The following is a 23,369-nucleotide window of genomic DNA, read 5'->3' on the forward strand; positions in this document are numbered from 1 at the left end:
TAACCCGCCCACCAGTTCCCCCGGTCGGCGAGGTGCTGCGCCGCTACCCCGACGTGGGAGAACCGCTCGCCTGCGAGCCGATCACCAAGGGCCTGTTGAACCACGGATACCGCGTGTCCACCACCCGCGGCTCCTACTTCCTCAAGCACCACCTCGACAAGAAGCACATCGGCGACGCCACCGGTGAGCGCGCCACGATCGTGCGGCAGCACCGCGCCACCCAGCGCCTGGCCTCCCTCGGCGTCCCCGTCGTCCCGCCGCTGACCGACGCGGAGGGCACCACGGTCACCGTGATCGGCGACCGCTGCTACGCCCTGCACCCCTGGGTCGACGGCCTGCACCGGGTCGGATCCCAGCTCACCCCCCACCAGTCCCGGCGGCTCGGGACGCTCCTCGGAGCCGTACACACCGCTCTTGAGCAGGTCATGCCGCCGGATGGTGCACCCGAGCCGTCGCAGGGGCCCTTACCCGCCGGGTACGGCAGCCCGCACGCCGCCGACACCTTCGCGCTGATCGACGAACTGCTGGCCGTGGCGCGTGGGCAGCGCTCCCGGGACACCCCGCGTGACGCCTTCGACGAGCTCGCCGTGCACCGCCTCGTGGAGCGCCGGGTGCTGCTGGAGCGGCATGCGCACCGCCGGCCTCCGACGCCGGACGGACCCGCCACCGGGTGGGTTCACGGCGACTTCCATCCGCTCAACCTGCTCTACCGGGGCGCCGATCCGGTCGCGATCGTGGACTGGGACCGGCTGGGTGTGCAGCCGCGCGCCGAGGAGGCGGTCCGGGCGGCGGCCATCTTCTTCGTGCAGCCGGGCGGGGAGCTGGACCTGCCGAAGGTACGGGCGTACGCCCGCGCGTACCGGCGTGCGGCGGGGGCGGGAGCGGCCGAACTGACCGCCGCCGTGCACCGGGTGTGGTGGGAGCGGCTCAACGACTTCTGGATACTGCGCTGGCGCTACCGCCTGGACGACCGAAGGGCCGACCCGCAGTTCCCTGCGGTGTCGGCCCTGGCGGTGTGGTGGACCCGTGAGTACGAGGCGGTGTGCGCGGCCTTCACGGGGTGACGCGGGGTGGCGTGCGTGACGTGGGGCGGCGTGCGTGACGTGGCGGTCCCCAGGTCGGTTGCTAGGGGGTGGTGCCCCCCGTTGCGGGACCGGCCGTGTCGCCGCTACCGCTGCTGCCGGCACTGCCCGCGCTACCGCCGGCGTTCGCGCCTTCGGAGCTGCCGGGCTCCCCGCCGTTGCCGCCCGGTGTGCCCGGGTCGGTGGTGGGGTCGGTGGGGTCGCCGCTCGGCTCGCCCGTGGTGCCCTCGTTGGTGTTGCCGTCCGTCGTCCCGGTGTCCGTGTTGTCGGACGGCGTCGGGGACGGCGTGAACGAGGGCTGGGTCTGGGTCGGCGGCGGGTTGTACGGCGGCGGCTGGGGCTGCGTCTGACCGCCCGTGGAGTTGCTCGGCTGCTCCGGCTCCTCCCCGGAGGTCTCCTCCTCGGAGGGCTCCTCCGACGGCTCCTCCTCGGAAGAGCTCACCGAGGTGGACGGCGTGACCGGCGTCTTCTTGTTGCCGTCGTCCTTCGCCGCGCTGATGGCGAACGCGACCCCGGCGCCGATCGCGACCAGGGCGAGCAGCACGAAGAGCAGCATCTTGTTGCGGCGGCCACCGCCCCGCCGGCCGCCGTGGCCGCCGTCGTAACCGCCGTCGTCCGGGTTCATCGGGGGCAGGATCGGCCCCTGCGAGGTGTCGCCGTGCATCGGGTGGCCCATCGCCCGGGTCGAGCCCGCCATCCCGTGCGGCGGGGTCTGGCCGCCCTCATGGAGCGCGACCGGTCCGGTGTTCCACGTACCGGTGTGGCCGCCCTGCACCTGGAGCATCTGCAGGCTGTACTGGACGAGCCCGCGCATCTCCTCTGCGCTCTGGAACCGGTCGTCCGGGTCCTTCGCCAGCGCCCGCATGGCCATCCCGTCCAGCTCCGGCGGCACCACGTCCGAGACCTCGGACGGCGGCACCGGGATGTCCTGGACGTGCTGGTAGACCACCGAGAGCGGGGTCTCACCGGTGAACGGGGGCCGCAGCGCGAGCAGTTCGTAGAGCAGGCAACCGGTGGCATACAGGTCGGAGCGGTGGTCGACGGCCTTGCCGAGCGCCTGCTCGGGGGAGAGGTACTGCGGCGTGCCCATGACCATGCCGGTCTGGGTCATCGTCGACTGGGCGCCGTGCAGCGCCCGTGCGATGCCGAAGTCCATCACCTTGACCGCGCCGGAGTCCGTGATGATCACGTTGGCGGGCTTGATGTCCCGGTGCACGATGCCGTGCTGGTGCGAGTAGGCCAGCGCCTCCAGCACCCCCGAGACGATGATCAGCGCCTGTTCGGGCGGGGGCGCCTCGGCGGTCAGGAGGAGGTCGCGGATGGTGCGGCCCTCGACCAGCTCCATCACGATGTACGGGACGGTCTGGCCGCCCACGGTGTCCTCGCCGGAGTCGTACACGGCGACGATCGCATGGTGGTTGAGGCCGGCGACGGACTGCGCCTCGCGGGTGAAGCGGGCCTTGGAGACCGGGTCCTCGGCCAGGTCGGAGCGGAGCAGTTTGACCGCGACCGTACGTCCCAGCCGGACGTCCTCCGCCGCGTACACCTCTGCCATGCCGCCCCGGCCGAGCCGGTAGGTCATCCGGTAGCGTCCGTCACCGACGACGCCACCGACACCCCAGGCGTCGGAGCCATCCGAAAATCCGCCGCCGTTTGCTTCGGAATCGGGTGCCATCAGTCCTCGCCGTCGTATCTGTCCGCGCGTCCGCGGGTTCTCACGGTGCCTTGCTGCATTGCCACGTCACGCTACAGCCTCCACCGGACACCCAGGTTCCGCACCGGACGGATCATCCGACCGGTCGGCGTGTCCCACACCGCGAATCCATACGTTTCCTGTAACGCTTCCGAGACGCTTCCTGCGCGTAGGGTCACGGAACGGGCACCCGGCTTGACGTGTCGGACCCCTCGGGCAGACTTGGCGCGTAATCGCGTTGTACGGAACCGGGTCGCACGTGACCGCGTCCTACAGAAACATCGCGTGTGCATCACGTCGCGGGTGCAACACATCGCGCACCAGGGCCGCGCCGTCGAGGGGGAAGCAAGTCATGAGTCAGGACGGCGCACAGGGCCGCTATGCGGGCGGGGCGGTGGCAGGCGGCCGCTACCAGCTGCGTGACCTGCTCGGCGAAGGCGGGATGGCGTCCGTCTACCTGGCCTACGACTCCGCCCTGGACCGCCAGGTCGCGATCAAGACCCTGCACACCGAGCTCGGGCGTGAGCAGTCGTTCCGCGAGCGGTTCCGGCGCGAGGCGCAGGCCGTCGCCAAGCTCCAGCACACCAACATCGTCTCGGTCTTCGACACCGGCGAGGACGAGCTCGGCGGCGCCCTGATGCCGTACATCGTCATGGAGTACGTCGAGGGGCAGCCGCTCGGTTCGGTGCTGGCCGACGACATCCGGCAGTACGGCGCCATGCCCGCCGACAAGGCGCTCAAGGTGACGGCGGACGTGCTGGCCGCGCTGGAGACCAGCCACGAGATGGGCCTGGTCCACCGCGACATCAAGCCCGGCAACGTCATGATGACCAAGCGCGGCATCGTGAAGGTCATGGACTTCGGCATCGCCCGCGCCATGCAGTCCGGTGTCACCTCCATGACGCAGACCGGCATGGTCGTCGGCACCCCGCAGTACCTCTCCCCCGAACAGGCCCTCGGCCGCGGTGTGGACGCCCGCTCCGACCTGTACTCGGTCGGCATCATGCTCTTCCAACTGCTCACCGGCCGGATCCCATTCGACGCGGATTCGCCGCTCGCCATCGCGTACGCGCATGTGCAGGAGGAGCCGGTCGCGCCGTCCAGCGTCAACCGGTCGGTCACCCCGGCGATGGACGCGCTCGTCGCCCGCGCCCTCAAGAAGAACCCGAACGAGCGCTTCCCGAGCGCCGCCGCGATGCGGGACGAGATCGCCCGGGTGCTGGGCGCGTCCGGCGGTCAGACCGGCGCCCCGGTGATCGTCGCCGGGGGCGGACCGGCCAACAGCGGGGCGGGCGTCGGCTCGGCGGTGTTCCCGCCCGTCGACCAGGCCGTCCCCGCCCCGCAGGGCGTCCAGACGCCGTACCAGCCGCACCCGCAGCCGCCGTACCAGTCGGGCCCGTACAACCAGCCGGCCCCGACGCCCGCGCCGGGCTACGGCTATCCGCAGGCGGCCCAGGGCTACCCGACGCCGGGCCCGCTCGCCCACCAGACCCCGCCGCCGTACACGATCACCCCGCAGCACCAGACGGCCGTCGGCTCCACGGGCGGCGGCTCGTCCCGGCGGAACATGCCGGTCATCGTCGGCTCGATCGTCGTCGCGCTCCTCGCCGTCGGCGGCCTGATCACCGCGCTCTCCCTCCTGGACGGCAAGGACAAGGAGGCGAGCAAGGGCGGCGACCCGGGAACCAGCGAGACCTCGACGGACGAGGGCTACCGGCCGCCGGAGCGCAACCGGACGATGAAGACGACGGCCTGCACGAACGCCACCGAGGACTCCAACGACCCGAAGAAGGTCCAGGCGCCCCGCTTCGTCTACAAGGACATCTTCTCGGCGAAGGAGTGCGCGGCCGCCGCGGGCTGGACGATCAAGGAGATCGAGGAGCCGGGCAACACCTATGCCGAGGGCCAGATCGTTGGGCAGTTCCCGTCCTCCGGAACGGCGGTCCCCGAGCGCGGCGCCCACTTCGAGCTGAAGGTCTCGACGGGCCGGCCTTCCTGAACGGTCCCGGGGCTCCAGGGCTTCGTGGGGCGTTCGTTTCTGATCATTGCGGGGCTGTGGATCTCTGTTTCGGGGTGGTAATGGACCCCGGAACGGCCGGTTATCTCCTCCTCGCCCATCCGGGATGCCGGATGCAGGTACGCGTGTGACGCTGATCTCATGGCTCCAGGACGTCCGGCCGTGTGGTCGTCGAGGTGCGCGGTCTGTCTGCTGGTGGCGGCCGGCGCGGCGCTGGGGCCGTTGGGTCCGCTGGGCGGGGCCGCTTCCGCCGACGGGCCGTCCGCCAGTGCAACGCCCCCCGGCGCGTCGAGTCCCGCCGCCACGCCTGGCCCATCAGGTGCTTCACCCTCCTCCGCGCGTCCCTCGGGTCTCCTGCCGCCGTCGTCCGGGGCCCCCGGCACGGAAGGGACCGTTGAGCCTGTGGAGCCCGACAGCAGCCCTTCGGCGGATGTCGATGACGTGGAGGGTGCCGAGGCCCCGGAAGGCTCCGCTCCGCCCTCTCCCAGCCGTTCCGCTTCCGTCGAGGTGTCGGGGTCGACCGCGCCGCTGGCCGGGCGCGAGGCCGGGGCCGGGAAGGCACGCCCCGGGCGTTCGCTGACCCCGCTGGAGGTGGCGCGGGCCGAGGCGCGGGCCGAGGCGCCGGTCGAGCCGGAGCCGTCGGACGAGCCCGAGGAGAGCGCCGTCGGCCTGCCGGTCTTCACTCCGCCGCCCGAGGCGTTCAGCGAGCCGGGCCCCCCGGCCGCACGCGCCCTGGACGCCGCCGCCGTACGCCAGGTGCAGCAGGTCTCCCTGGGTACGGGTATCGCCCTGGTCGGGCTCGGGATCGCCTTCCTCGCCTTCCGTCTGCGCCGGGTGAACTGATTCCGCTTCACATCACGTAAACGGGCTCTTCCGCCCCGTGGCCGTACTGCCACGAGACTTGCCAGGAAGGACATACTCGGTATACATACTCAGTATGTCGATCCGCCACGGGCTGCTGGCCCTCCTGGAGCGGGGCCCCCGGTACGGCTCCCAGCTCCGCACCGAGTTCGAGTCGCGCACCGGCTCCACCTGGCCCCTGAACGTCGGCCAGGTCTACACGACGCTCAGCCGCCTGGAGCGCGACGGCATGGTCGTGCAGGAGGGGGCCGACGAGGCCGGGCACGACCTCTACGCGATCACCGACGACGGCCGGGCCGAGCTGCGCAGCTGGTTCGAGACCCCGGTGGACCGCACCAACCCGCCCCGCGACGAACTGGCCATCAAGCTCGCCATGGTCGTGGGAGCCCCGGATGTCGACATCCGTGGTGTCATCCAGTCCCAGCGCAGCCACACCCTCAAGGCCATGCAGGACTACACCCGGCTCAAGGCCCAGGCCCTGGCCGACGTCCCCGCCAACCGGGACGAGGTCGCCTGGCTCCTCGTGGTGGAGCAGCTGATCTTCCAGGCGGAGGCCGAGGCTCGCTGGCTCGACCACTGCGAGTCGCGCCTCGTCCGCCTCGCCGAAGCCGCCGCCACCGAGCCCTCGGCCGAACCCGGCCCGGCGGCCACCCGGGGCCCGGCCCGCTCCCTGACCGGGCGCACGAAGGCCCGGCGCTGAGCCTCACGTTCCCTGAGCCCGGACTCTTCCTGCGCCTGACGTTTCCTGTGCCTGACTCTTCCTGAGCCTGACGTTTCCTGTGCCTCACGTTCCTGAGCCGGCCGCTTCCTGAGCCGGCCGCTTCCAGAGTCGGCCGCTTCCTGATCCGAACGTCTCCTGATCCGAACGTCTCCTGAATCCGCACGCTTCCTGTTCCGCACGCTTCCTGTTCCGCACTCCACGACCAGCGCTTTCGTCCTAGGGGGAACCACTCACCATGTCCTCGCCCGCCTCCACACCTCCGCCGCCGTCCTCCGGGACACCCGCAGGCGCCCCCGTACTCGAACTGCGGGCCCTGACCCGTACCCACGGTTCCGGCATCGCCGAGGTGCACGCCCTACGCGGCATCAGCCTCTCGGTGCACCCGGGTGAGCTGGTCGCCGTGATGGGGCCCTCCGGCTCCGGCAAGTCCACCCTGCTGACCCTGGCCGGCGGGCTCGACAACGCCACCAGCGGCCAGGTCATCATCGAGGGCCAGGACATCGCGACCCTCGGCCGCAAGGGCGTCGCCGCCCTGCGCCGCCGCAGCGTCGGATACGTCTTCCAGGACTACAACCTCATCCCCGCCCTGACCGCCGCCGAGAACATCGCGCTGCCCCGCGAACTCGACGGTGTCTCCGTGCGCAAGGCCCGCAAGGAGGCCCTCGCCGCACTGGCCGAGATGAAGCTGACCGAGATAGCCGACCGCTTCCCCGACGAGATGTCCGGCGGCCAGCAGCAGCGCGTCGCCATCGCCCGCGCCCTCGTCGGCGACCGCCGCCTCGTGCTCGCCGACGAGCCGACCGGAGCGCTCGACTCCGAGACCGGCGAGGCCGTCCTCGCCCTGCTGCGCACCCGCTGTGACCAGGGCGCGGCGGGGGTGATGGTGACGCATGAGCCCCGGTACGCGGCCTGGGCCGACCGGGTCGTCTTCCTCCGCGACGGTTCGATCGTCGACCAGACACTGACCACCGGGGCCGACTCGCTGCTCGCGGGAGCGGCAGGAACCACCGGCACCTCCGGATCGGCCGGGTCCGCCAAGTGAGCCTCTTCCCCGGATGGCGTGCCGCCTTCCGCATAGCCAGACGTGACGCGGTGCGGGCCAAGGGCCGCAGCGCCCTCGTCGTCGCGATGATCGCCCTGCCGGTCCTCGGTGTGACCGCCGCCGACCTGACGTACCGCAGCGCGCTGCCCACCGCGGCGGAGGATCTGACGTCGGCGCTGGGAGCGGCGGACGCCCGCTACACGGACCAGGGGCTGGGCCCGGTCCGGCTGGAGCAGATGCCCGACGGCAGAATGTGGCAGACGCCCGAGGACGCACCGGAGACGCTTCCCGAGGACGAGCGCAAGCCCGTCGACGTACCGGCGACCTTCCCCGAGGGCTCCCGCTACCTCACCGAGCGGTCCGTGCCCGCCTCCGTGACGACCCGCCACGGCATCACCGACACCCAGATCATCGAACTGGCCGTCGCCGAACCGCTGCTGCGCGGCCGGATCGAGCTGGCCGAGGGCGCCTACCCGCGGGCCAAGAACGAGATCGCGGCGACCGAGGCCTTCCTCGACGCGTCCGGGCTCTCCGTCGGCGACCGCGTCACCGTGCGCGGCCCCGAGCAGGTCTACACCCTCACCGGAGCGGTGGAACTCCCCGCCGAGCTGAAGAACAAGTCCCTCTTCACCGTCCCCGGCGCGGTCATCGCCCCGTGGCAGAAGACCGCGGACGGCGACAAGGAGATCCTGCCGCCCCAGGCGAGCGAACTGAAGTGGCTGGTCAAGGGCCCGCCCGGCGCGGGCGTGACCTGGCCGGACGTACGTGCCGCCAATGAGAAGGGCGTGGTGGTACTAGCCCGCCAGGTCGCCCTGAACCCGCCGCCGGACTCCGAAGTCCCCATGGCCGCGCACATGCAGAACTGGGAGAGCGGCGACGCGGAGATGACCGCGGCGGCCCTCACCGTGGCCGCCATGGCCGTCCTGGAGATCGTGCTGCTGGCCGGCCCGGCGTTCGCCGTGGGCGCCCGCCGTTCGCGCCGCCAGTTGGGTCTGGTCGGTTCGTGCGGCGGCACCCGCGGCCAGGTGCGGGCCGTGGTGCTCGCGGGCGGCGCGGTGCTCGGCGGGGTGGGCGCGGTCGTCGGCGTCGGGGCCGGCTTCGGCCTCACCGCCCTGTTCCGCCCGGTGATCGAGGACTTCACCGGCCGCCGCTTCGGCGAACTGACCGTCCAGCCCTGGGAGATCCTCGGCATCGCCGTACTCGGCCTGGTCACCGGTGTCCTCGCCGCACTCGCCCCGGCGATCGTGGCGGGCCGCCAGTCCGTCCTGGAGTCGCTCACCGGCCGCCGCGGCTCCCGCCGCAGCTCACGGGTGCTGCCGGTCGTCGGCTCCATCGTGCTCGCGGGCGGCGCCGCCGTCGCGGCCTACGGGGGCGTCAGCGGCAACACCACCCTGGTCGCGGGCGGTTCCGTCCTCGCCGAACTGGGTCTTCTCGGCTGCATCCCGGTCATCGTCGGCTTCCTCGGCCGGCTCGGCCGCCGGCTCCCGCTGACGCCCCGCATCGCCCTTCGCGACGCGGCCCGCAACCGGGGCCGCACCGCCCCCGCCGTCGCCGCCGTCATGGCAGCCGTCGCGGGCAGCGTCGCCATCGCCACGTACACAGCCAGCGGCGCCGCCGAGCAGGCGTACGACCACCAGCCCAACCTCACGGCGGGCACCGCCGCGCTGATGACCTACGACCCCGCCGAGAAGGCCGACCTGCCCCGCGCACGGGCCACCGTCGAGCAGAACTACCCGGTCAGCGGCGCGCCCGCCCGGCTCGGGCGGGTCTGGGCCGGCAGCGACTGCTCCGTGTACTACGAGGAGGAGAACGGCTGCGGGACCCTGGAGATCGTCAAGCCCACCGGTAAGGCCCATTCCTGCCCCCTGAAGGGCAAGGGGGCCAAGGAACTCGCCCTGCGTATCTCGGCCGACGAGCACAAGCGGCTGATGAACTCCCCCGCCTGCATGGACGAGAACTACACCATGGTCGCCTTCGGCAACGACGACCACAAGATCGTCATCGGGGACACCGCCCTGCTCACCTCGTACGTGAAGCTCGACGACCCGGCGGCGGCGGAGGCCCTCGCCGCGGGCACGCCCGTCCTGCTCAACTCGGCGTACGCGGAGAACGGTGAGATCACCCTCGAGGCCCGCCACCTCTACAACGAGCGCGACAAGGAGAACCGCGCCCTGCACCCCGGCAAGGCCCGCACCACGACGGACCGGCTGAAGGTGTACGTCGCCCCGGACGGCTACGCGGCGACCCCGGGCATCCGGATGGTCATGCCGCAGCGGACCGCGGACCGGCTCGGCCTGCACTCCGAGGAGATGGGAAGCATCTACACGCTGGGCCGCGAACCGACGGACGCCGAGCGGCAGGCGACCGACGCGGCGATGGAGCAGGCCGGTAACCGCGCTTACGTATGGACCTCGAACTCCGCCGAGCAACGTGACGACGCGGCGGTCCTGCTGATCCTCGCCCTCTTCGCCGGTGTCGTGACCCTGGGCGCGGCGGCCATCACGACCGGGCTCTCCAAGGCCGACGCCGAGGCCGACCTCACCACCCTCAGCGCGGTGGGCGCGCCCCCGGGCGTACGGCGGTCGCTCTCCGGCTTCCAGTGCCTGGTCGTCGCCCTGACCGGAGTGCTGCTGGGGACACTGGCGGGGATCGTGCCAGCGGTCGCGCTGCGCCTGACCGACCTGCGCGCGGCGCTGGCGGATATGCGCGCGGATCCGATGCAGTCGGCGTACACGCCGATCGTGATGCCGTGGGAGACCATCGCGCTGCTGGCCCTGGTCGTCCCGGTGCTGGCCGGGCTGCTCGCGGCCGCCCTCACCAGTTCCCGGCAGAAGCTGGCCCGACGGGCGGGCTGACCGGCACATCTGGTGCCCGCGGGACCCTTCCGGTGCCCCTGGAGACGGTGGATCATCCGTTTCCGGGGGCACCAACAGGGTGTACGGCACGTGTGCGAGACAATGGCGGCATGGAAATGCCGAGGAATGACCGGTCGCAGGAGCATCCGCAGGTCCTTGTCGTGGGCCAGGACGGAATGGCTATCGGCGGCGGTGCCAGTGACGACGAGTCGCGCGAGGTCCCGGTGACGGAAATGGTCGAACAGCCCGCGAAGGTCATGCGCATCGGCAGCATGATCAAACAGCTTCTGGAGGAGGTCAGGGCGGCTCCTCTCGACGAGGCGAGCCGGGTCCGGCTCAAGGAGATCCACGCCAGCTCCGTGAAGGAGCTGGAGGACGGCCTCGCGCCGGAGCTGGTGGAGGAGCTGGAGCGGCTCTCCCTGCCGTTCACCGAGGAGTCGGTGCCCTCCGAGGCCGAGCTGCGGATCGCGCAGGCCCAGCTGGTGGGCTGGCTGGAGGGCCTCTTCCACGGCATCCAGACGGCGCTGTTCGCCCAGCAGATGGCAGCCCGCGCGCAGCTGGAGCAGATGCGCCGCGCCCTGCCGCCCGGGATGGCCCACGAGGACGAGGAAGGCGGCGGGGACCCGCACGGGCCGATCCGTTCGGGACCGTACCTGTAGCCACATCCGATGGCGGACAACGGAGGCGGGGCCCGGCACACACCGTGATGTGTGCCGGGCCCCGCTGCCGTTCGCCTTGTTTGCGCGTTCGGCGCTTACGCGTTCGGCGCGGTTTCCGCGTTCGGCGCGGTTTCCGCGTTCGGCGCGGTTTCCGCGTTCGGCGCGGTTTCCGCGTTCGGCGCGACCAGCAGCACCTTTCCGATGTGGGAGCTGGATTCGAGCACCCTGTGGGCCTCCGCGGCGTCCTCCATGGGCACCGTACGGTCCACGACGGGCCGGACCACCCCGTTTGCGATCAGCGGCCACACATGTTCGCGCACGGCGGCCATGATGGACGCCTTCTCGCCGAGCGGGCGGCCCCGCAGCGAGGTCGCGGTGACGGCGGCCCGCTTGGTCAGCAGGGCGCCGAGGTTCAACTCGCCCTTCACGCCCCCCTGGAGGCCGATGATCGCCAGTCGGCCGTTGACGGCGAGCGCCTTCACGTTCCGGTCCAGGTACTTGGCGCCGACGATGTCCAGGATGACGTCGGCGCCCGCGCCGTCGGTCGCCTTCTCCAGCTCCGCCACGAAGTCCTGCTCGCGGTAGTCGATGAGGATGTCGGCGCCGAGCGCCGCGCACTCGGCGAGCTTCTGGGGACTGCCCGCCGTGACGGCCACCCGGGCGCCGACCGCCTTCGCGAGCTGGATCGCCATGGTGCCGATCCCGCTGGAGCCACCGTGGACGAGGAGGGTCTCGCCGGGGCGGAGGTGGGCGACCATGAAGACGTTCGACCAGACGGTCGCGGTCACCTCGGGCAGCGCGGCCGCCGTCGTCAGATCGACGCCGTCCGGTACGGGGAGGAGCTGGCCCACCGGTACGGCGACCTTCTCCGCGTAGCCGCCACCGGACAGCAGCGCGCACACCTCGTCGCCGACCGCCCAGCCGGTCACCCCCGGGCCGAGCGCCGCGATCCGGCCCGCGCACTCCAGGCCGGGGTAGGGGGAGGCGCCGGGCGGCGGATTGTAGAAGCCCTGCCGCTGAAGGACGTCGGCACGGTTGACGGCACTGGAGACGACCTCGACGAGGACTTCGCCGTCGCCGGGTACGGGATCGGGCACCTCGGCCCAGACGAGCGCCTCGGGGCCACCGGGTTCGGGGATCGTGATCGCATGCATGGCCGCGAGGCTACTCCCGCCGCCGGCCGCCTGCCCGTTTCCGGGGTCAGGAGCGGTGCGGCGGCAGCTGCAGATGGGGCAGGGAAGGGCCGGCACCCGGCGGAGCGGTGGCGCGCACGATGGTGATGACCCGGTCCGTCAGCTGCAACGGGCTGGCCGCCGGATCGTCGTAACCGAGCAGCCGGTGCCCACGCAACACGCTGACCACCAGGTCGTCGGTCTCCCGGACGCTCTTGCCCACCTCGGCCTTTATCACCGGCCGTTCGATGAGATCGAGGCCGCTGCCCTGCTGGATCAGGTCCTCCATCACCGTGCCCGCGCTCGGGCTGAGGACGGAGAGACCGAGCAGCCGTCCGGCGGCGCTGGCGCTGGTGATCACGGCGTCGGCACCGGACTGCCGCAGCAGGGGCGCGTTCTCCTCCTCGCGGACCGCTGCCACGATCTTCGCTCCGCGGTTCAGCTGACGCGCGGTCAGCGCGACGAGAACGGCGGTGTCGTCGCGCTGGGTGGCGATGATGATCTGACGGGCCTTCTGGAGCTCGGCACGCAGGAGGACATCGCTGCGGGTGGCATCACCCACGACGCCGGTATAGCCCTCGGCATTGGCGGCATCGATCACCTTTGACGCCGGATCGACGATGACGATCTGCTCCTTCGCCAGGCCGGTTGCGCGAAGGGTCTGGATCGCCGAACGGCCCTTGGTCCCGAAGCCGACGACGACGGTGTGGTCACGCAAGTTGGATCTCCAACGCTTCAGCCGGAAGTCCTCGCGGGTCCGTTCCGTGAGGACTTCGAGAGTGGTACCGACCAGAATGATCAGGAAAATCACGCGCAGCGGTGTCACCAGCACCACGTTGAGCAGCCGGGCTCCGTCTCTCACCGGAGTGATGTCGCCGTACCCGGTGGTGGAGAGGGTGACCGTCGCGTAGTAGACCGCGTCCAGCAGGTCGACCTTGCCGTCGGCGTTGTCGTTGTACCCGTCGCGGTCGAGCCAGACGATCAGCACCGTCGTGGCCAGCACGAGCAGCGCCATCAGCAGCCGCTTGCCCACCTGCCGCGCCGGACGGTCGATGACCCGGCGGGGAAGCATCACTCGCGTCGGGACGACATGCTCGTCGGCCTGCCTGGCCATGGCGTCGTGGCCGGGAAGTTTCACGTGAAACACCCTTCTGTCCACGGCGTCGCCGGGGCCCATGGGAGATCCAGAATCTCCACCTCGGTGCCGGACCGTACCCCGCCGGCCGGTACGACGGCCAACCCGTCCGCCGCGGCGATCCCGCGCAGCATGGCGGGCCCGTTGTACCGCAGGGGCGCCACATGGTCCCGGCCGCCCGCACGGCCCGCGCGGTGGACCACGGGGACCAGGCGGGTGTGGTGCGGATGCCCGGGCACATCGGCGTGGACGAGCGCCCGGTACGCGTCCTGGGTCGGGCGCCCCGCGAGCCCCGCGAGGAGCGGTTCGGCGAGGGTCAGGAGCCCGGACACGGCCGCGAGCGGATTACCGGGCAGACCGACCAGGCAGGGCCCTTCCGGGGAGAGCCGCGCGAGGAGCATGGGATGGCCGGGGCGCACCGTGACGCCGTCCACGAGCAGCTCGGCGCCGAGGGCGGCCAGGACCGGGTGCACATGGTCGACCGGGCCCGAGGCGGTCCCGCCGGTGGTGACGATCAGGTCGGCGTCGGAGGAGGTGAGGGCCTCGCGCAGGGCCTCGGCGTCGTCCCCGAGGCGGCGGGGGCCGGAGACCTCGGCACCCAGGGCCCGGAGCCAGGGGCCGAGCATGGGGCCGAGGGCGTCGCGGATCAGGCCGTCGTGCGGAAGTCCCGCGGCGAGGAGTTCGTCACCGAGGACGAGGACCTCGACGCGGGGGCGGGGGACGGCGGGGAGGGCGTCGTACCCGGCGGCCGCGGCGAGACCCAGCACCGCCGGGGTGACCACCGTGCCGGCCGGAACCAACTGGTCGCCCGAGCGGCACTCCTGGCCCCGCGGGCGGATGTCCTGGCCGGTGCCGACGGGCCGCCGGGTGGAGAGCAGCCCTCTGGCCTCGTCGACGTGGGCGTGCTCACCGCGGATGACCGCGGTGGTGTCGGCGGGGGTACGGGCTCCGGTGGCGATGCGTACGGCGGTGCCGTCGGGGAGGCGGGCGGTGGGGCTCTCTCCGCCCCCTGCGAGCAGGCTCACGCCCTCCTCGTACGTCCAGGGGCCGGGCCCGGCGACGGCCCAGCCGTCCATGGCCGAGGTGTCGAAGGACGGCAGATCGGTGAGCGCCGCGAGGGGCTCGGCGAGCACATGGCCCAGGGCGCGGTCGAGCGGCAGCCGGACCACGGCGAGCGGACCGCCCCGCCCGGCCCGCGCGGCGACGGCCCGCGCGCGGTCCCAGGGGAGAGCCGGGGCGCGGGAGGCGGAAGTGGAGGGTGTCGAACACGGGGTGGGACGGGGGTCGGCGGGCTTACCCGGGTTCTGGTTGTGCGGCACCTGATCGCCCGCCTGATCGTCGGCTCGGTCACGCGCGTCATCGTCAGCTCGGTCACGCGCGTCATCGCCAGCTCGGTCACGCGCGTGATCACCGGCTCGCTCACGCGCCTGATCGTCAGCTCGGTCACGCGCGTGGTTCCGGCCGCCGACCAGCGCCAGGGCCTGTTCGACGGCCAGCTCTTCTGCGTCGTCAAGGGTCATGGTGTTCCGGCCTGTTCGTCGGTCGCCTCCGGCAGGGTCCCTTTCGCCGCGTCCTCGGCCTCCCAGTGCAGGGCGAGTGCGGTGGCCCTGCGGGCGGCCTCGGCGACCGCCGCCGCGGCTTCCTCCGGCCCCGCGCCGGCGCTCGCCCTGGCCGCCGCGTACCCGACCAGGAAGGTCGTGAGCGGTGCGGCGGGCCGTGCGACGCCGTGCGCGGCGTCGCGGGCGAGGTCGAGCAGGACATCGGTGTCGACGTCGAGTTCGATTCCCAGTTCGTTCTTGACCGAGGTGATCCATTCGTCCAGCACGGCCCCATGCTCCCTGATCCGGGCGCGGGCGGCGGCGATGTCGTCCCAAGTGTCGCAGTCGAACGCGGCGTGCGGCCCGGCATCGACCCGGGCGAGATCCAGCTCGCCGGTCAGCAGCCGGAGCGGCAACCCGGCCAGGCCGCCGTGCTCAGTCGCGATGAGGGCCAGCTCGCGGCGGAGCGGCTCTCCCCGGTAGACGGCGACGAGCGGCTGGTCACGGCCGTCAGGATCGGTGCACAGCGCGCCCTCCCGGCCGTCCTCGCCGGCGGCGGCGAGCAGTGCCTCGACCGCGGCGGGGCCCAGGAGCGGAAGGTCGGCGGAGAGGACGAGAACCCGCTCCGCCGTCGTCAGCCGTACCCCCGCGCCCAGTGCCGCCAACGGGCCGCCGCCGTGGGGGACTTCACGTGTCCAGGTGACGGGCCGGGAGGTGGGCCTGCGGCCGCCGACCACCACGGTGGTGCGCGCGCCGGAGCAGGCTGCCAGCACCCGGTCGAGCAGCGCGCGGCCGCCGACCCGTACAGCGGGCTTGTCGGCGCCGCCGAGCCGCTTCGCGGCCCCGCCGGCCAGGACGATCACGTCGTAGGCGGTCATAGGTCGAGTATGGGCGGCGCCGGTGGCCGACGCCCCCTCCGGGGTGGCCCCACAAAGCCGGGCCCGGAGAGGGCGTCCGCGCCACAACAGGCCCTCCGGGAGAACCGGAGCCCCTACAGGGTGCGCAGGAGCACCGCGGGCTGCTCCACGCAGTCCGCCACGTACCGGAGGAACCCCCCGGCCGTTCCGCCGTCGCACACCCGGTGGTCGAAGGTGAGCGAGAGCTGCACGACCTGACGCACGGCCAGCTCGCCGTTGTGCACCCAGGGCTTGGGCATGATCCGGCCGACGCCGAGCATCGCCGCTTCCGGGTGGTTGATGATCGGCGTCGAGCCGTCGACCCCGAACACCCCGTAGTTGTTCAGCGTGAACGTGCCGCCCGTCAGCTGGGCCGGACTGAGCTTCCCGGTCCGCGCCAGCTCGGTCAGCCGGGCGATCTCGGCCCCGACCGACTCGGCGTTGCGGGTGTGCGCGTCCCGGACGACCGGGACGACGAGCCCTCGCTCCGTCTGCGCCGCGAAGCCGAGGTGCACTGCGGGCAGACGCACGATCTCCCGCGCGGCCGTGTCCACGGTGGAGTTGAGCTCCGGATACCGCTTCAGCGCCGCCGTGCAGATCCTCGCCAGCAGGGCCAGGACCGGCACCTTGGGTCCGCCGGACGGGCCCGACGCGGCGTTCATCGCGGCCCTGGCGGCCATCAGCTCGGTGGCGTCCGTGTCCACCCAGCAGGTGGCGTCCGGGATCTCGCTCCGGCTGCGCGACAGCTTGTCGGCGACCGCGCCGCGCACCCCGCGCAGCGGAATCCGCTCGGCGACCGGTGCTGCCGCGCCCGCCTGGACCGTTCTCACATCCGCCACAGCCGGCTCGGCAGCCGTATGCGTCGCCGCCTCCGTCGCCTCCCCGGCCTGCCGGATCGCGGAATCCACGTCGGCCCGCAGGATCAGCCCGTCGGGCCCCGATCCCGTCAGCCGCCGCAGGTCGATCTCGTGCTGCCGGGCCAGTCGGCGTACGAGCGGGGAGACCACCGCCACGGGCCCTCGCCGGCCGTTCACCTCACCGGCCGCGACCGGCGCGGGAGCGGGCGGGGCAGCCACCGGAGCCGGGACGGCGAACACGGGCTGAGCAGGGGCGGTGTTCCGCTCCGGCCGGATGCGCCGACGCCGGGCGGCCGGCGCGCCGGTCCCGTACCCCACGAGCACGTTCCCGGAACCGGACGCGCTCCCGGAACCGGACGCGGACGCGGCCCCGGACCCGGAGGCGGCGGAAGGCTCCTCGGCGGCAGCCCCGTCATCCCCCCCAGAAGCTGAAGAGCCGCCCGTCGCGCCGACCGCGACCGTCAGCAGCGGCGCGCCGACCGGGAGTTCGGAACCCTCCTCGCCGAACCGGGCGGTCACCACACCCCCGTAGGGACAGGGAACCTCCACCATCGCCTTGGCCGTCTCGACCTCGACGACGGGCTGGTCGATGGCGACGACATCGCCGACCTCCACCAGCCAGCGCACGATCTCCGCCTCGGTCAGACCCTCGCCGAGGTCCGGCAGCTTGAATTCGAGGACCTGGGCCATCAGCTGTCCGCCTCCCACTGCAACCGGGCCACCGCGTCGAGAACCCGGTCCACTCCCGGCAGATGGTGCCGCTCCAGCATGGGCGGCGGGTAAGGAATGTCGAAGCCGGCCACCCGCAGCACCGGGGCCTCCAGGTGGTGGAAGCACCGCTCGGTGATCCGGGCGGCGATCTCGCCCCCGGGGCCCCCGAAACCGGGGGACTCGTGGACGACGACCGCACGGCCGGTGCGCCGCACCGAGGCGGCGACCGTCTCGTCGTCGAACGGCACCAGTGAGCGCAGGTCCACGACTTCGAGGTCCCATCCCTCCGCGACGGCTGCCTCGGCGGCCTCCATGCAGACCGGCAGGGACGGCCCGTACGTGATCAGTGTGGCGCTGCGCCCGGTCCGGCGGACCACTGCCTTGCCGATCGGCTCGACGGCGGCCGGGGCCTCGGGCGACCAGTCGGCCTTGGACCAGTAGAGCCGCTTGGGCTCCAGGAAGACCACGGGGTCGTCCGAGGCGATGGAGGCGCGCAGCAGGCCGTACGCGTCGTCCACCGTGGCCGGCGTGACGACGTGGAGGCCTGGCGTGGCCATGTAGTACGCCTCGGAGGAGTCGCTGTGGTGCTCGACCCCGCCGATCCCGCCCCCGTAGGGCACGCGCACGGTGATGGGGAGAGGCATGGCTCCCCCGGTACGGTTGCGCATCTTGGCGACATGGCTCATCAGCTGCTCGAACGCCGGGTAGGCGAAGGCGTCGAACTGCATCTCCACCACGGGCCGCAGCCCGTACATCGCCATACCGACGGCCGCCCCGAGGATGCCCGCCTCGGCCAGCGGGGTGTCGGTGCACCGGTCGTCGCCGAACTCCTTGGCCAGCCCGTCGGTGATCCGGAAGACCCCGCCCAGGGTGCCGACGTCCTCGCCGAGCACGTGCACGGTCGGGTCCTCGGCCATCGAGTCGCGCAGCGCCCGCCCGAGGGCCTGCGCCATGGTGGCCGGTTTCGCCTTCGCCGTACGTCCGCCGGCTTTCGTCGCCGCGGTGGTCATCGGCTTTCCTCCGCGCTGTGCTCGTGGTCCTGCTCGGCGTCCAGCTCGGCGCTCAGGGCGGCGGCCTGCTCGCGGAGCTGGCTGGTCTGCTCGGCGTAGACATGGGTGAAAAGGTCCATCGGCGCCAGCTCCGGATCGGCGTTCATCCGGTCGCGCAGCGTGGCGGCCATACGCTCGGCCGCTTCCTTCGCCCGCTCGATGCCCTCGTCGTCCAGCAGCCCGCGGCCGGTCAGCTCGCGCTCGATGAGCTGGACCGGGTCGTGCGCCCGCCAGGCCTCGACCTCGCTGTCGCCCCGGTAGCGGGTGGCGTCGTCGGCGTTGGTGTGGGCTTCCATGCGGTAGGTGACGGCCTCGATCAGCGTCGGGCCCTCGCCGCGCCGGGCCCGGGCCACGGCCTCACTCAGCACCTGGTGCACGGCGGCCGCGTCGTTGCCGTCGACCAGGCGGCCCGGCATCCCGTATCCCACGGCCTTGTGCGCGAGGGATGGGGCGGCCGTCTGCTTGGCCAGCGGTACGGAGATGGCGAAGCCGTTGTTCTGCACGAGGAAGACGACCGGGGCCTTCCAGACGGCGGCGAAGTTCAGCGCCTCGTGGAAGTCGCCCTCGCTGGTGCCGCCGTCGCCGACCATGGCGAGCGCGACGACGTCGTCCCCCTTGAGCCGGGCCGCGTGCGCCAGGCCCACGGCGTGCGGCAGCTGGGTGGCGAGCGGGGTGCAGAGCGGGGCGATGCGGTGCTCACGCGGGTCGTAGCCGGTGTGCCGGTCGCCGCGCAGCAGGGTCAGCGCCTCGACCGGGTCGAGTCCGCGCGCCACGGCCGCCAGTGTGTCCCGGTAGCTGGGGAAGAGCCAGTCCTGCTCCTCCAGCACCAGGGCGGCGGCGATCTCGCACGCCTCCTGGCCGGTGCTGGAGGGGTAGACCGCCAGCCGGCCCTGCTTGGTCAGCGCGGTGGCCTGCGTGTTGTACCTGCGGCCGCGGACCAGCTCGGCGTGGAGGCGGAGCAGCAGCTCGGGGTCGACGTCGGCGACCGCGTCCGTACCGAGTACCCGGTAGGGCTCCGGGTCCGGGAGCAGCGGGGCGGGGTCGGTGATCGGCTTCCAGGCCGGGGGCGGCGTGGGCCGGTAGGTGGCCGCGCCGGGCAGCTCTTGGACCGTCATGGAAAGCACCTCCAGGCATCGGTGGAGATCGAGAGATCGAGGGTGTCGATATGTGTGGTGATGGCAAGAGATGTCGCGAGGATGTCGCGGAGCCCGCGAGGCACCGGTGTGGTGTGCCTCACCTACCGATTGTTCGGTCGCGAGCGCATTTTGGCTACAGGCACCCTCAGCCTGTGGACAAACGGTTCTCCGCAGCCTGGGATAGAGGCAGGTCGTCCACGACAGGGAGGCGCGGGCAGATGGCAGCTGAACAAATGGCCGACAGAGGCGAGGACCCCCGCCGGACCGTGGCCTCGGCCAGGCCCTCGACGGCCCCGGCCGCCGCGCCCCCGGCACCGCCCCCGTCAGCGGGCCCGGCGTCCCCCACGCCCCCGCCCGCGCGTCCGCTGGACGCCATCGACCGCGACATCCTGCGCATCCTCCAGACGGACGGCCGCGCCTCCATACGGTCGGTGGCCGAGCGGGTCCATGTCTCGCGCGCCAACGCCTACGCCCGGATCAACCGGCTGGTCGAGGACGGCGTGATCCGCGGTTTCGGCGCGCGCGTCGACCACGAGCGGGCCGGGCAGGGCGCATCGGCGTACATCACGCTCAAGATCGTGCAGAATTCCTGGCGCACCGTGCGCGAGCAGCTCCAGGCGCTGCCAGGAGCCACGCACATCGCGCTGGTCAGCGGCGACTTCGACGTCCTGCTGCTGGTGCACACGCCGGACAACCGGGCGCTGCGCGAGCTGGTCCTCACGCGGATCCAGTCCATCCCCGAGGTGCTGTCGACGCGCACCCTGCTGGTGTTCGAGGAGACGGACCTCGGCCCGCGCCCGGACCGCCCGGCCGAGCTGGCCTGACCACCCCGGGCAGCTTCAGCGACCGGTCGCCCGCATGCCCTCGAAGGCGAGCTGGACGACCGTGTCGGCGAGCTGCTCCTCGCCCGGGAAGCCGCCCGGCTGCGGCCGGTACCACTCGACCAGCGAGTTGACCATGCCGAAGAGCAGCCGGGTGGCCAGCCGTATGTCCACATCGGCCCGGAGATCCCCGTCGGCCACCGCGGCCTTCAGCAGCTCCGCCACCCGCTGGTCGAACTCGCGCCGCCGCTCCAGCGCCCAGCGCTCCGTCTTCGTGTTGCCGCGCACCCGCAGCAGCAGGGTGACGTAGGGGACCTCCGCCATCAGAACCTCGACGGTCCGGCGCGTGACGTACTCGACGCGCTCGATCGCGCGCCCGCGCACCGCCCCCGGCTCGTCGAGGATGGCGAAGAGCCCGTCGAGCGCCCGGCTCACGGCCCGGCGCAGCAGCTCCTCCTTGCCCGCCACATGGTGGTAGATGGAGGACTTGGAGATGCCCGCCGCCCTGGAGAGATGCTCCATGGAGGTGCCGTCGTAGCCTCGCTCGTTGAAGACACGAACAGCGACGGTGAGCAGAGTCTCCGGGGTGTACGTGTCCCGCTTGGCCGTGGTCATGTCCGCGATCCTCCCCCATCAGTTGTCCACAGGTTCCCTGGGGCCCCTTGTCCCGACCGATCGTTCGGTTACTCTAACTCCGTCCGTACGTCCCCGCCCGGCTCGATGAGGAGTTGGTCCGCCATGGCCGCCGCGCTCACCCCCCAGCAGCTGTCCGAGACCCACCGGCCCACGCTCGACCAGGCCCTCGACACGATCGGTACGCGCGCGTACTGGTCCCCGCACCCCGAGCACCCGAAGGCGTACGGCGAGGGCGGCGCCCCGGGCAGTCTCGGGGCGGCCGAGGGCAGGGCCGCGTTCGACGCGGTGCTGAACACCCGGCTCGACCTCGGCCAGCCGGGCACCGACGGCTGGACGGGCGGGGAGACCTCGCCGTACGGCCCGGAGCTCGGCGTCGAGTATCCGCACGCCGACCTGGACGTCCTGCTCCCGGCGATGAAGGCCGGCACGGCCGCCTGGCGCGCGGCGGGTCCCGAGACCCGGGCCCTGGTCTGCCTGGAGATCCTGGCGCGGATCAGCGCCCGCACCCACGAACTGGCCCACGCCGTGATGCACACGAGCGGCCAGGCCTTCATGATGGCGTTCCAGGCGGGCGGCCCGCACGCGCAGGACCGCGGTCTGGAAGCCGTCGCGTACGCCTATCAGGAGCAGGTCCGCACGCCGCGGACCGCGGACTGGTCCAAGCCGCAGGGCAAGCGCGATCCGCTGAAGCTGAGCAAGTCGTTCACCACGGCCGGCCGCGGGATCTCGCTGCTCATCGGCTGCAACACCTTCCCCACCTGGAACGGCTACCCTGGCCTGTTCGCCTCGCTCGCCACCGGCAACCCCGTGCTGGTGAAGCCGCACCCCAGGGCCGTGCTGCCGCTCGCGCTCACCGTCCGCATCACCCGTGAGGTGCTCACCGAGGCGGGCTTCGACGCCAACCTGGTCGCGCTCGCCGCCGAGCGGCCGGGCGAGGGCATCGCCAAGGCCCTCGCGGTCCGCCCCGAGATCCGGATCATCGACTACACCGGCTCCACCGCCTTCGGCGACTGGCTGGAGGCCAACGCCCGCCAGGCTCAGGTCTATACGGAGAAGGCCGGCGTCAACACGATCGTCGTCGACTCCACCGACGACTACCGGGGCATGCTCGCCAACCTGGCGTTCTCCCTCTCGCTCTACAGCGGGCAGATGTGCACCACCCCGCAGAACCTGCTGATCCCCCGGGACGGCATCACCACGGACGACGGCGCCAAGTCGTACGACGAGGTGGTCGCCGACATCGCGGCGGCCGTCACCAAGCTCCTCGGCGACGACGCCCGCGCTGCGGCCCTGCTCGGCGCCCTGGTCAACCCGGACGTCAAGGCCCGGCTGGAGGCGGCCGGTGAGCTGGGCGAGGTGGCCCTGCCCTCCCGTACGGTCGCCAACGCCGAATTCCCCGACGCCGTCGTCCGTACGCCGGTCGTCGTCAAGCTCGACGGCACCAAGACCGACGAGGACGCGGCGTACCTCTCGGAGTGCTTCGGTCCGGTCTCCTTCGCCGTGGCGGTCGAGTCGACGTCCGCCGCCCTGGAGCTCCTGCGCCGCACGATCCGCGAGAAGGGCGCCATGACCGTCGGCGCCTACACCACCTCCGCCGAGGTGGAGCGGGCGATCGAGGATGTCTGCCTGGACGAGTCGGCCCAGCTCTCGCTGAACCTGACCGGCGGGGTCTACGTCAACCAGACGGCCGCGTTCTCCGACTTCCACGGCTCGGGCGGCAACCCGGCGGCCAACGCCGCCCTGTGCGACGCGGCCTTCGTCGCCAACCGCTTCCGGGTGGTCGAAGTGCGCCGCCAGGCGTAGCTAGTGGGCGTCCTGGGGGTCGGGAACATCGGCGTGACGCTGCACCCACGCGTGCATCGCGATCGCCGCCGCGGCCCCCGCGTTGATGGACCGGGTCGAGCCGAACTGGGCGATCGAGCACACCATCGAGGCGTGCTTGCGCGCCTCCTCGGTCAGGCCGGGCCCCTCCTGCCCGAACAGCAGCACGCATCGGCGCGGCAGCTCGGTCCGCTCCAGCGGTACGGCGCCGGGGAGGTTGTCGATCCCGATGATCGGCAGCCCCTCGGCGGCCGCCCACGCGGTCAGGTCCGCCGTGTCCGGGTGGTGGCGCACATGCTGGTAGCGGTCGGTGACCATGGCGCCTCGCCGGTTCCAGCGCCGCCGGCCCACGATGTGGATCTCCTTCGCCAGGAAGGCGTTGGCGGTCCGCACGACCGAGCCGATGTTGAAGTCGTGGCCCCAGTTCTCCACGGCCACGTGGAAGTCGTGCCGCCGCAGGTCGAGATCGGCGACGATCGCCTCCCGCGTCCAGTAGCGGTACGCGTCACCGACGTTGCGCCGGTCGCCGTGGGCCAGCAGCTCGGGGTCGTAGCGCTCGCCTTCGGGCCAGGGCAGCGGGTGCGGCCCGACGCCGATCTCCTGCCCGTAGCCGTCGTCGTACTGGAGGGGATCCGCCGGGACGGGGTCCACGGGTGCGGGCTCTGGG

19 protein-coding genes are annotated in these 23,369 nt (G+C 72.3%); 9 read left to right on the forward strand and 10 right to left on the reverse strand.

The window, feature by feature from the left end; genetic code table 11:
* Positions 1-32: 32 nt before the first annotated feature.
* Entirely contained in the window at positions 33-1,064 is a 1,032-nt protein-coding gene (locus ABZ154_RS21150) for a phosphotransferase (protein ID WP_356834770.1), read from the forward strand.
* A gap of 61 nt (positions 1,065-1,125) precedes the next feature.
* Here the strand turns inward: ABZ154_RS21150 and ABZ154_RS21155 are convergent, their stop codons facing one another.
* Positions 1,126-2,757: a protein kinase gene (locus tag ABZ154_RS21155; RefSeq protein ID WP_356834772.1), complete on the reverse strand. Its 1,632-nt coding sequence runs from the start codon at positions 2,755-2,757 to the stop codon at positions 1,126-1,128.
* Between the two features lie 370 nt (positions 2,758-3,127).
* On the opposite strand from ABZ154_RS21155, the gene ABZ154_RS21160 reads away from it, so the two are divergent.
* The 6 genes from ABZ154_RS21160 (at position 3,128) to ABZ154_RS21185 (ending at position 10,930) form a co-directional block, all read left to right on the forward strand.
* On the forward strand, positions 3,128-4,774 hold the full coding sequence (locus tag ABZ154_RS21160; protein WP_356834774.1) for a protein kinase: 1,647 nt from the start codon (positions 3,128-3,130) through the stop codon (positions 4,772-4,774).
* Positions 4,775-5,194: 420 nt separating this feature from the next.
* Positions 5,195-5,635, forward strand: coding sequence for a hypothetical protein (locus tag ABZ154_RS21165; RefSeq protein WP_356834776.1), 441 nt, complete (start codon positions 5,195-5,197; stop codon positions 5,633-5,635).
* Positions 5,636-5,729: 94 nt separating this feature from the next.
* Complete coding sequence (locus ABZ154_RS21170) at positions 5,730-6,353, forward strand: PadR family transcriptional regulator (RefSeq protein ID WP_356834778.1); 624 nt, start codon at positions 5,730-5,732, stop codon at positions 6,351-6,353.
* Between the two features lie 256 nt (positions 6,354-6,609).
* Positions 6,610-7,416: an ABC transporter ATP-binding protein gene (locus tag ABZ154_RS21175; protein WP_356834780.1), complete on the forward strand. Its 807-nt coding sequence runs from the start codon at positions 6,610-6,612 to the stop codon at positions 7,414-7,416.
* Positions 7,413-10,271, forward strand: coding sequence for an FtsX-like permease family protein (locus ABZ154_RS21180; RefSeq protein ID WP_356834782.1), 2,859 nt, complete (start codon positions 7,413-7,415; stop codon positions 10,269-10,271). The genes ABZ154_RS21175 and ABZ154_RS21180 overlap by 4 nt, the downstream gene beginning before the upstream one ends.
* Positions 10,272-10,381: 110 nt before the next feature.
* The gene (locus ABZ154_RS21185) at positions 10,382-10,930 is read left to right on the forward strand and encodes a bacterial proteasome activator family protein (protein ID WP_026241814.1); all 549 of its coding nucleotides are present in this window, start codon (positions 10,382-10,384) and stop codon (positions 10,928-10,930) included.
* Between the two features lie 95 nt (positions 10,931-11,025).
* Here ABZ154_RS21185 and ABZ154_RS21190 read toward each other — a convergent pair whose 3' ends face one another.
* From ABZ154_RS21190 to pdhA, 7 genes are all read right to left on the reverse strand, one after another.
* Positions 11,026-12,084, reverse strand: coding sequence for an NAD(P)H-quinone oxidoreductase (locus ABZ154_RS21190; RefSeq protein WP_356834784.1), 1,059 nt, complete (start codon positions 12,082-12,084; stop codon positions 11,026-11,028).
* 46 nt (positions 12,085-12,130) lie between these two features.
* Entirely contained in the window at positions 12,131-13,279 is a 1,149-nt protein-coding gene (locus ABZ154_RS21195) for a potassium channel family protein (RefSeq protein WP_356834786.1), read from the reverse strand.
* Positions 13,237-14,757, reverse strand: a complete 1,521-nt coding sequence (locus ABZ154_RS21200; RefSeq protein WP_356834788.1) for a molybdopterin molybdotransferase MoeA — start codon at positions 14,755-14,757, stop codon at positions 13,237-13,239. The genes ABZ154_RS21195 and ABZ154_RS21200 overlap by 43 nt, the downstream gene beginning before the upstream one ends.
* Positions 14,754-15,653, reverse strand: a complete 900-nt coding sequence (locus ABZ154_RS21205) for an NTP transferase domain-containing protein (RefSeq protein ID WP_356834790.1) — start codon at positions 15,651-15,653, stop codon at positions 14,754-14,756. The genes ABZ154_RS21200 and ABZ154_RS21205 overlap by 4 nt, the downstream gene beginning before the upstream one ends.
* Positions 15,654-15,766: 113 nt before the next feature.
* Positions 15,767-17,218 (reverse strand): dihydrolipoamide acetyltransferase family protein, encoded by a 1,452-nt coding sequence (locus ABZ154_RS21210; protein WP_356834792.1) that lies wholly within the window; start codon positions 17,216-17,218, stop codon positions 15,767-15,769.
* Entirely contained in the window at positions 17,218-18,249 is a 1,032-nt protein-coding gene (locus ABZ154_RS21215) for an alpha-ketoacid dehydrogenase subunit beta (protein ID WP_073875095.1), read from the reverse strand. Before ABZ154_RS21215 ends, ABZ154_RS21210 begins: the two co-directional genes overlap by 1 nt.
* Positions 18,246-19,403 carry a pyruvate dehydrogenase (acetyl-transferring) E1 component subunit alpha gene (gene pdhA, locus ABZ154_RS21220; RefSeq protein WP_356834795.1) on the reverse strand — a complete coding sequence of 386 codons (1,158 nt, stop codon included), beginning with the start codon at positions 19,401-19,403 and terminating at the stop codon, positions 18,246-18,248. The genes ABZ154_RS21215 and pdhA overlap by 4 nt, the downstream gene beginning before the upstream one ends.
* Positions 19,404-19,657: 254 nt before the next feature.
* On the opposite strand from pdhA, the gene ABZ154_RS21225 reads away from it, so the two are divergent.
* A complete protein-coding gene (locus tag ABZ154_RS21225; RefSeq protein WP_356834847.1) occupies positions 19,658-20,248 on the forward strand; it encodes an Lrp/AsnC family transcriptional regulator in 591 nt (196 codons plus the stop codon).
* Between the two features lie 15 nt (positions 20,249-20,263).
* Here ABZ154_RS21225 and ABZ154_RS21230 read toward each other — a convergent pair whose 3' ends face one another.
* On the reverse strand, positions 20,264-20,860 hold the full coding sequence (locus tag ABZ154_RS21230; RefSeq protein ID WP_073875101.1) for a TetR/AcrR family transcriptional regulator: 597 nt from the start codon (positions 20,858-20,860) through the stop codon (positions 20,264-20,266).
* Positions 20,861-20,983: 123 nt separating this feature from the next.
* Here ABZ154_RS21230 and paaN point away from each other — a divergent pair, with 123 nt between their 5' ends.
* On the forward strand, positions 20,984-22,684 hold the full coding sequence (paaN, locus tag ABZ154_RS21235) for a phenylacetic acid degradation protein PaaN (protein WP_356834798.1): 1,701 nt from the start codon (positions 20,984-20,986) through the stop codon (positions 22,682-22,684).
* Here paaN and ABZ154_RS21240 read toward each other — a convergent pair whose 3' ends face one another.
* Complete coding sequence (locus tag ABZ154_RS21240) at positions 22,685-23,353, reverse strand: TrmH family RNA methyltransferase (protein ID WP_356834849.1); 669 nt, start codon at positions 23,351-23,353, stop codon at positions 22,685-22,687. It lies immediately after the preceding gene.
* Between the last annotated feature and the right edge of the window lie 16 nt (positions 23,354-23,369).

This window comes from Streptomyces sp. NPDC006261 (assembly GCF_040613515.1).
GTDB lineage: Bacteria > Actinomycetota > Actinomycetes > Streptomycetales > Streptomycetaceae > Streptomyces.

Excerpts from the sequence above, each read along its gene's own strand:
- ABZ154_RS21155 (WP_356834772.1), bottom strand. The coding sequence starts at position 2,757 with ATGGCACCCGATTCCGAAGCAAACGGCGGCGGATTTTCGGATGGCTCC.
- ABZ154_RS21160 (WP_356834774.1), top strand. The coding sequence starts at position 3,128 with ATGAGTCAGGACGGCGCACAGGGCCGCTATGCGGGCGGGGCGGTGGCA.
- ABZ154_RS21170 (WP_356834778.1), top strand. The coding sequence starts at position 5,730 with ATGTCGATCCGCCACGGGCTGCTGGCCCTCCTGGAGCGGGGCCCCCGG.
- ABZ154_RS21175 (WP_356834780.1), top strand. The coding sequence starts at position 6,610 with ATGTCCTCGCCCGCCTCCACACCTCCGCCGCCGTCCTCCGGGACACCC.
- ABZ154_RS21185 (WP_026241814.1), top strand. The coding sequence starts at position 10,382 with ATGGAAATGCCGAGGAATGACCGGTCGCAGGAGCATCCGCAGGTCCTT.
- ABZ154_RS21190 (WP_356834784.1), bottom strand. The coding sequence starts at position 12,084 with ATGCATGCGATCACGATCCCCGAACCCGGTGGCCCCGAGGCGCTCGTC.
- ABZ154_RS21195 (WP_356834786.1), bottom strand. The coding sequence starts at position 13,279 with ATGGGCCCCGGCGACGCCGTGGACAGAAGGGTGTTTCACGTGAAACTT.
- ABZ154_RS21200 (WP_356834788.1), bottom strand. The coding sequence starts at position 14,757 with ATGACCCTTGACGACGCAGAAGAGCTGGCCGTCGAACAGGCCCTGGCG.
- ABZ154_RS21205 (WP_356834790.1), bottom strand. The coding sequence starts at position 15,653 with ATGACCGCCTACGACGTGATCGTCCTGGCCGGCGGGGCCGCGAAGCGG.
- ABZ154_RS21210 (WP_356834792.1), bottom strand. The coding sequence starts at position 17,218 with ATGGCCCAGGTCCTCGAATTCAAGCTGCCGGACCTCGGCGAGGGTCTG.
- ABZ154_RS21215 (WP_073875095.1), bottom strand. The coding sequence starts at position 18,249 with ATGACCACCGCGGCGACGAAAGCCGGCGGACGTACGGCGAAGGCGAAA.
- pdhA (WP_356834795.1), bottom strand. The coding sequence starts at position 19,403 with ATGACGGTCCAAGAGCTGCCCGGCGCGGCCACCTACCGGCCCACGCCG.
- ABZ154_RS21225 (WP_356834847.1), top strand. The coding sequence starts at position 19,658 with ATGGCCGACAGAGGCGAGGACCCCCGCCGGACCGTGGCCTCGGCCAGG.
- ABZ154_RS21230 (WP_073875101.1), bottom strand. The coding sequence starts at position 20,860 with ATGACCACGGCCAAGCGGGACACGTACACCCCGGAGACTCTGCTCACC.
- paaN (WP_356834798.1), top strand. The coding sequence starts at position 20,984 with ATGGCCGCCGCGCTCACCCCCCAGCAGCTGTCCGAGACCCACCGGCCC.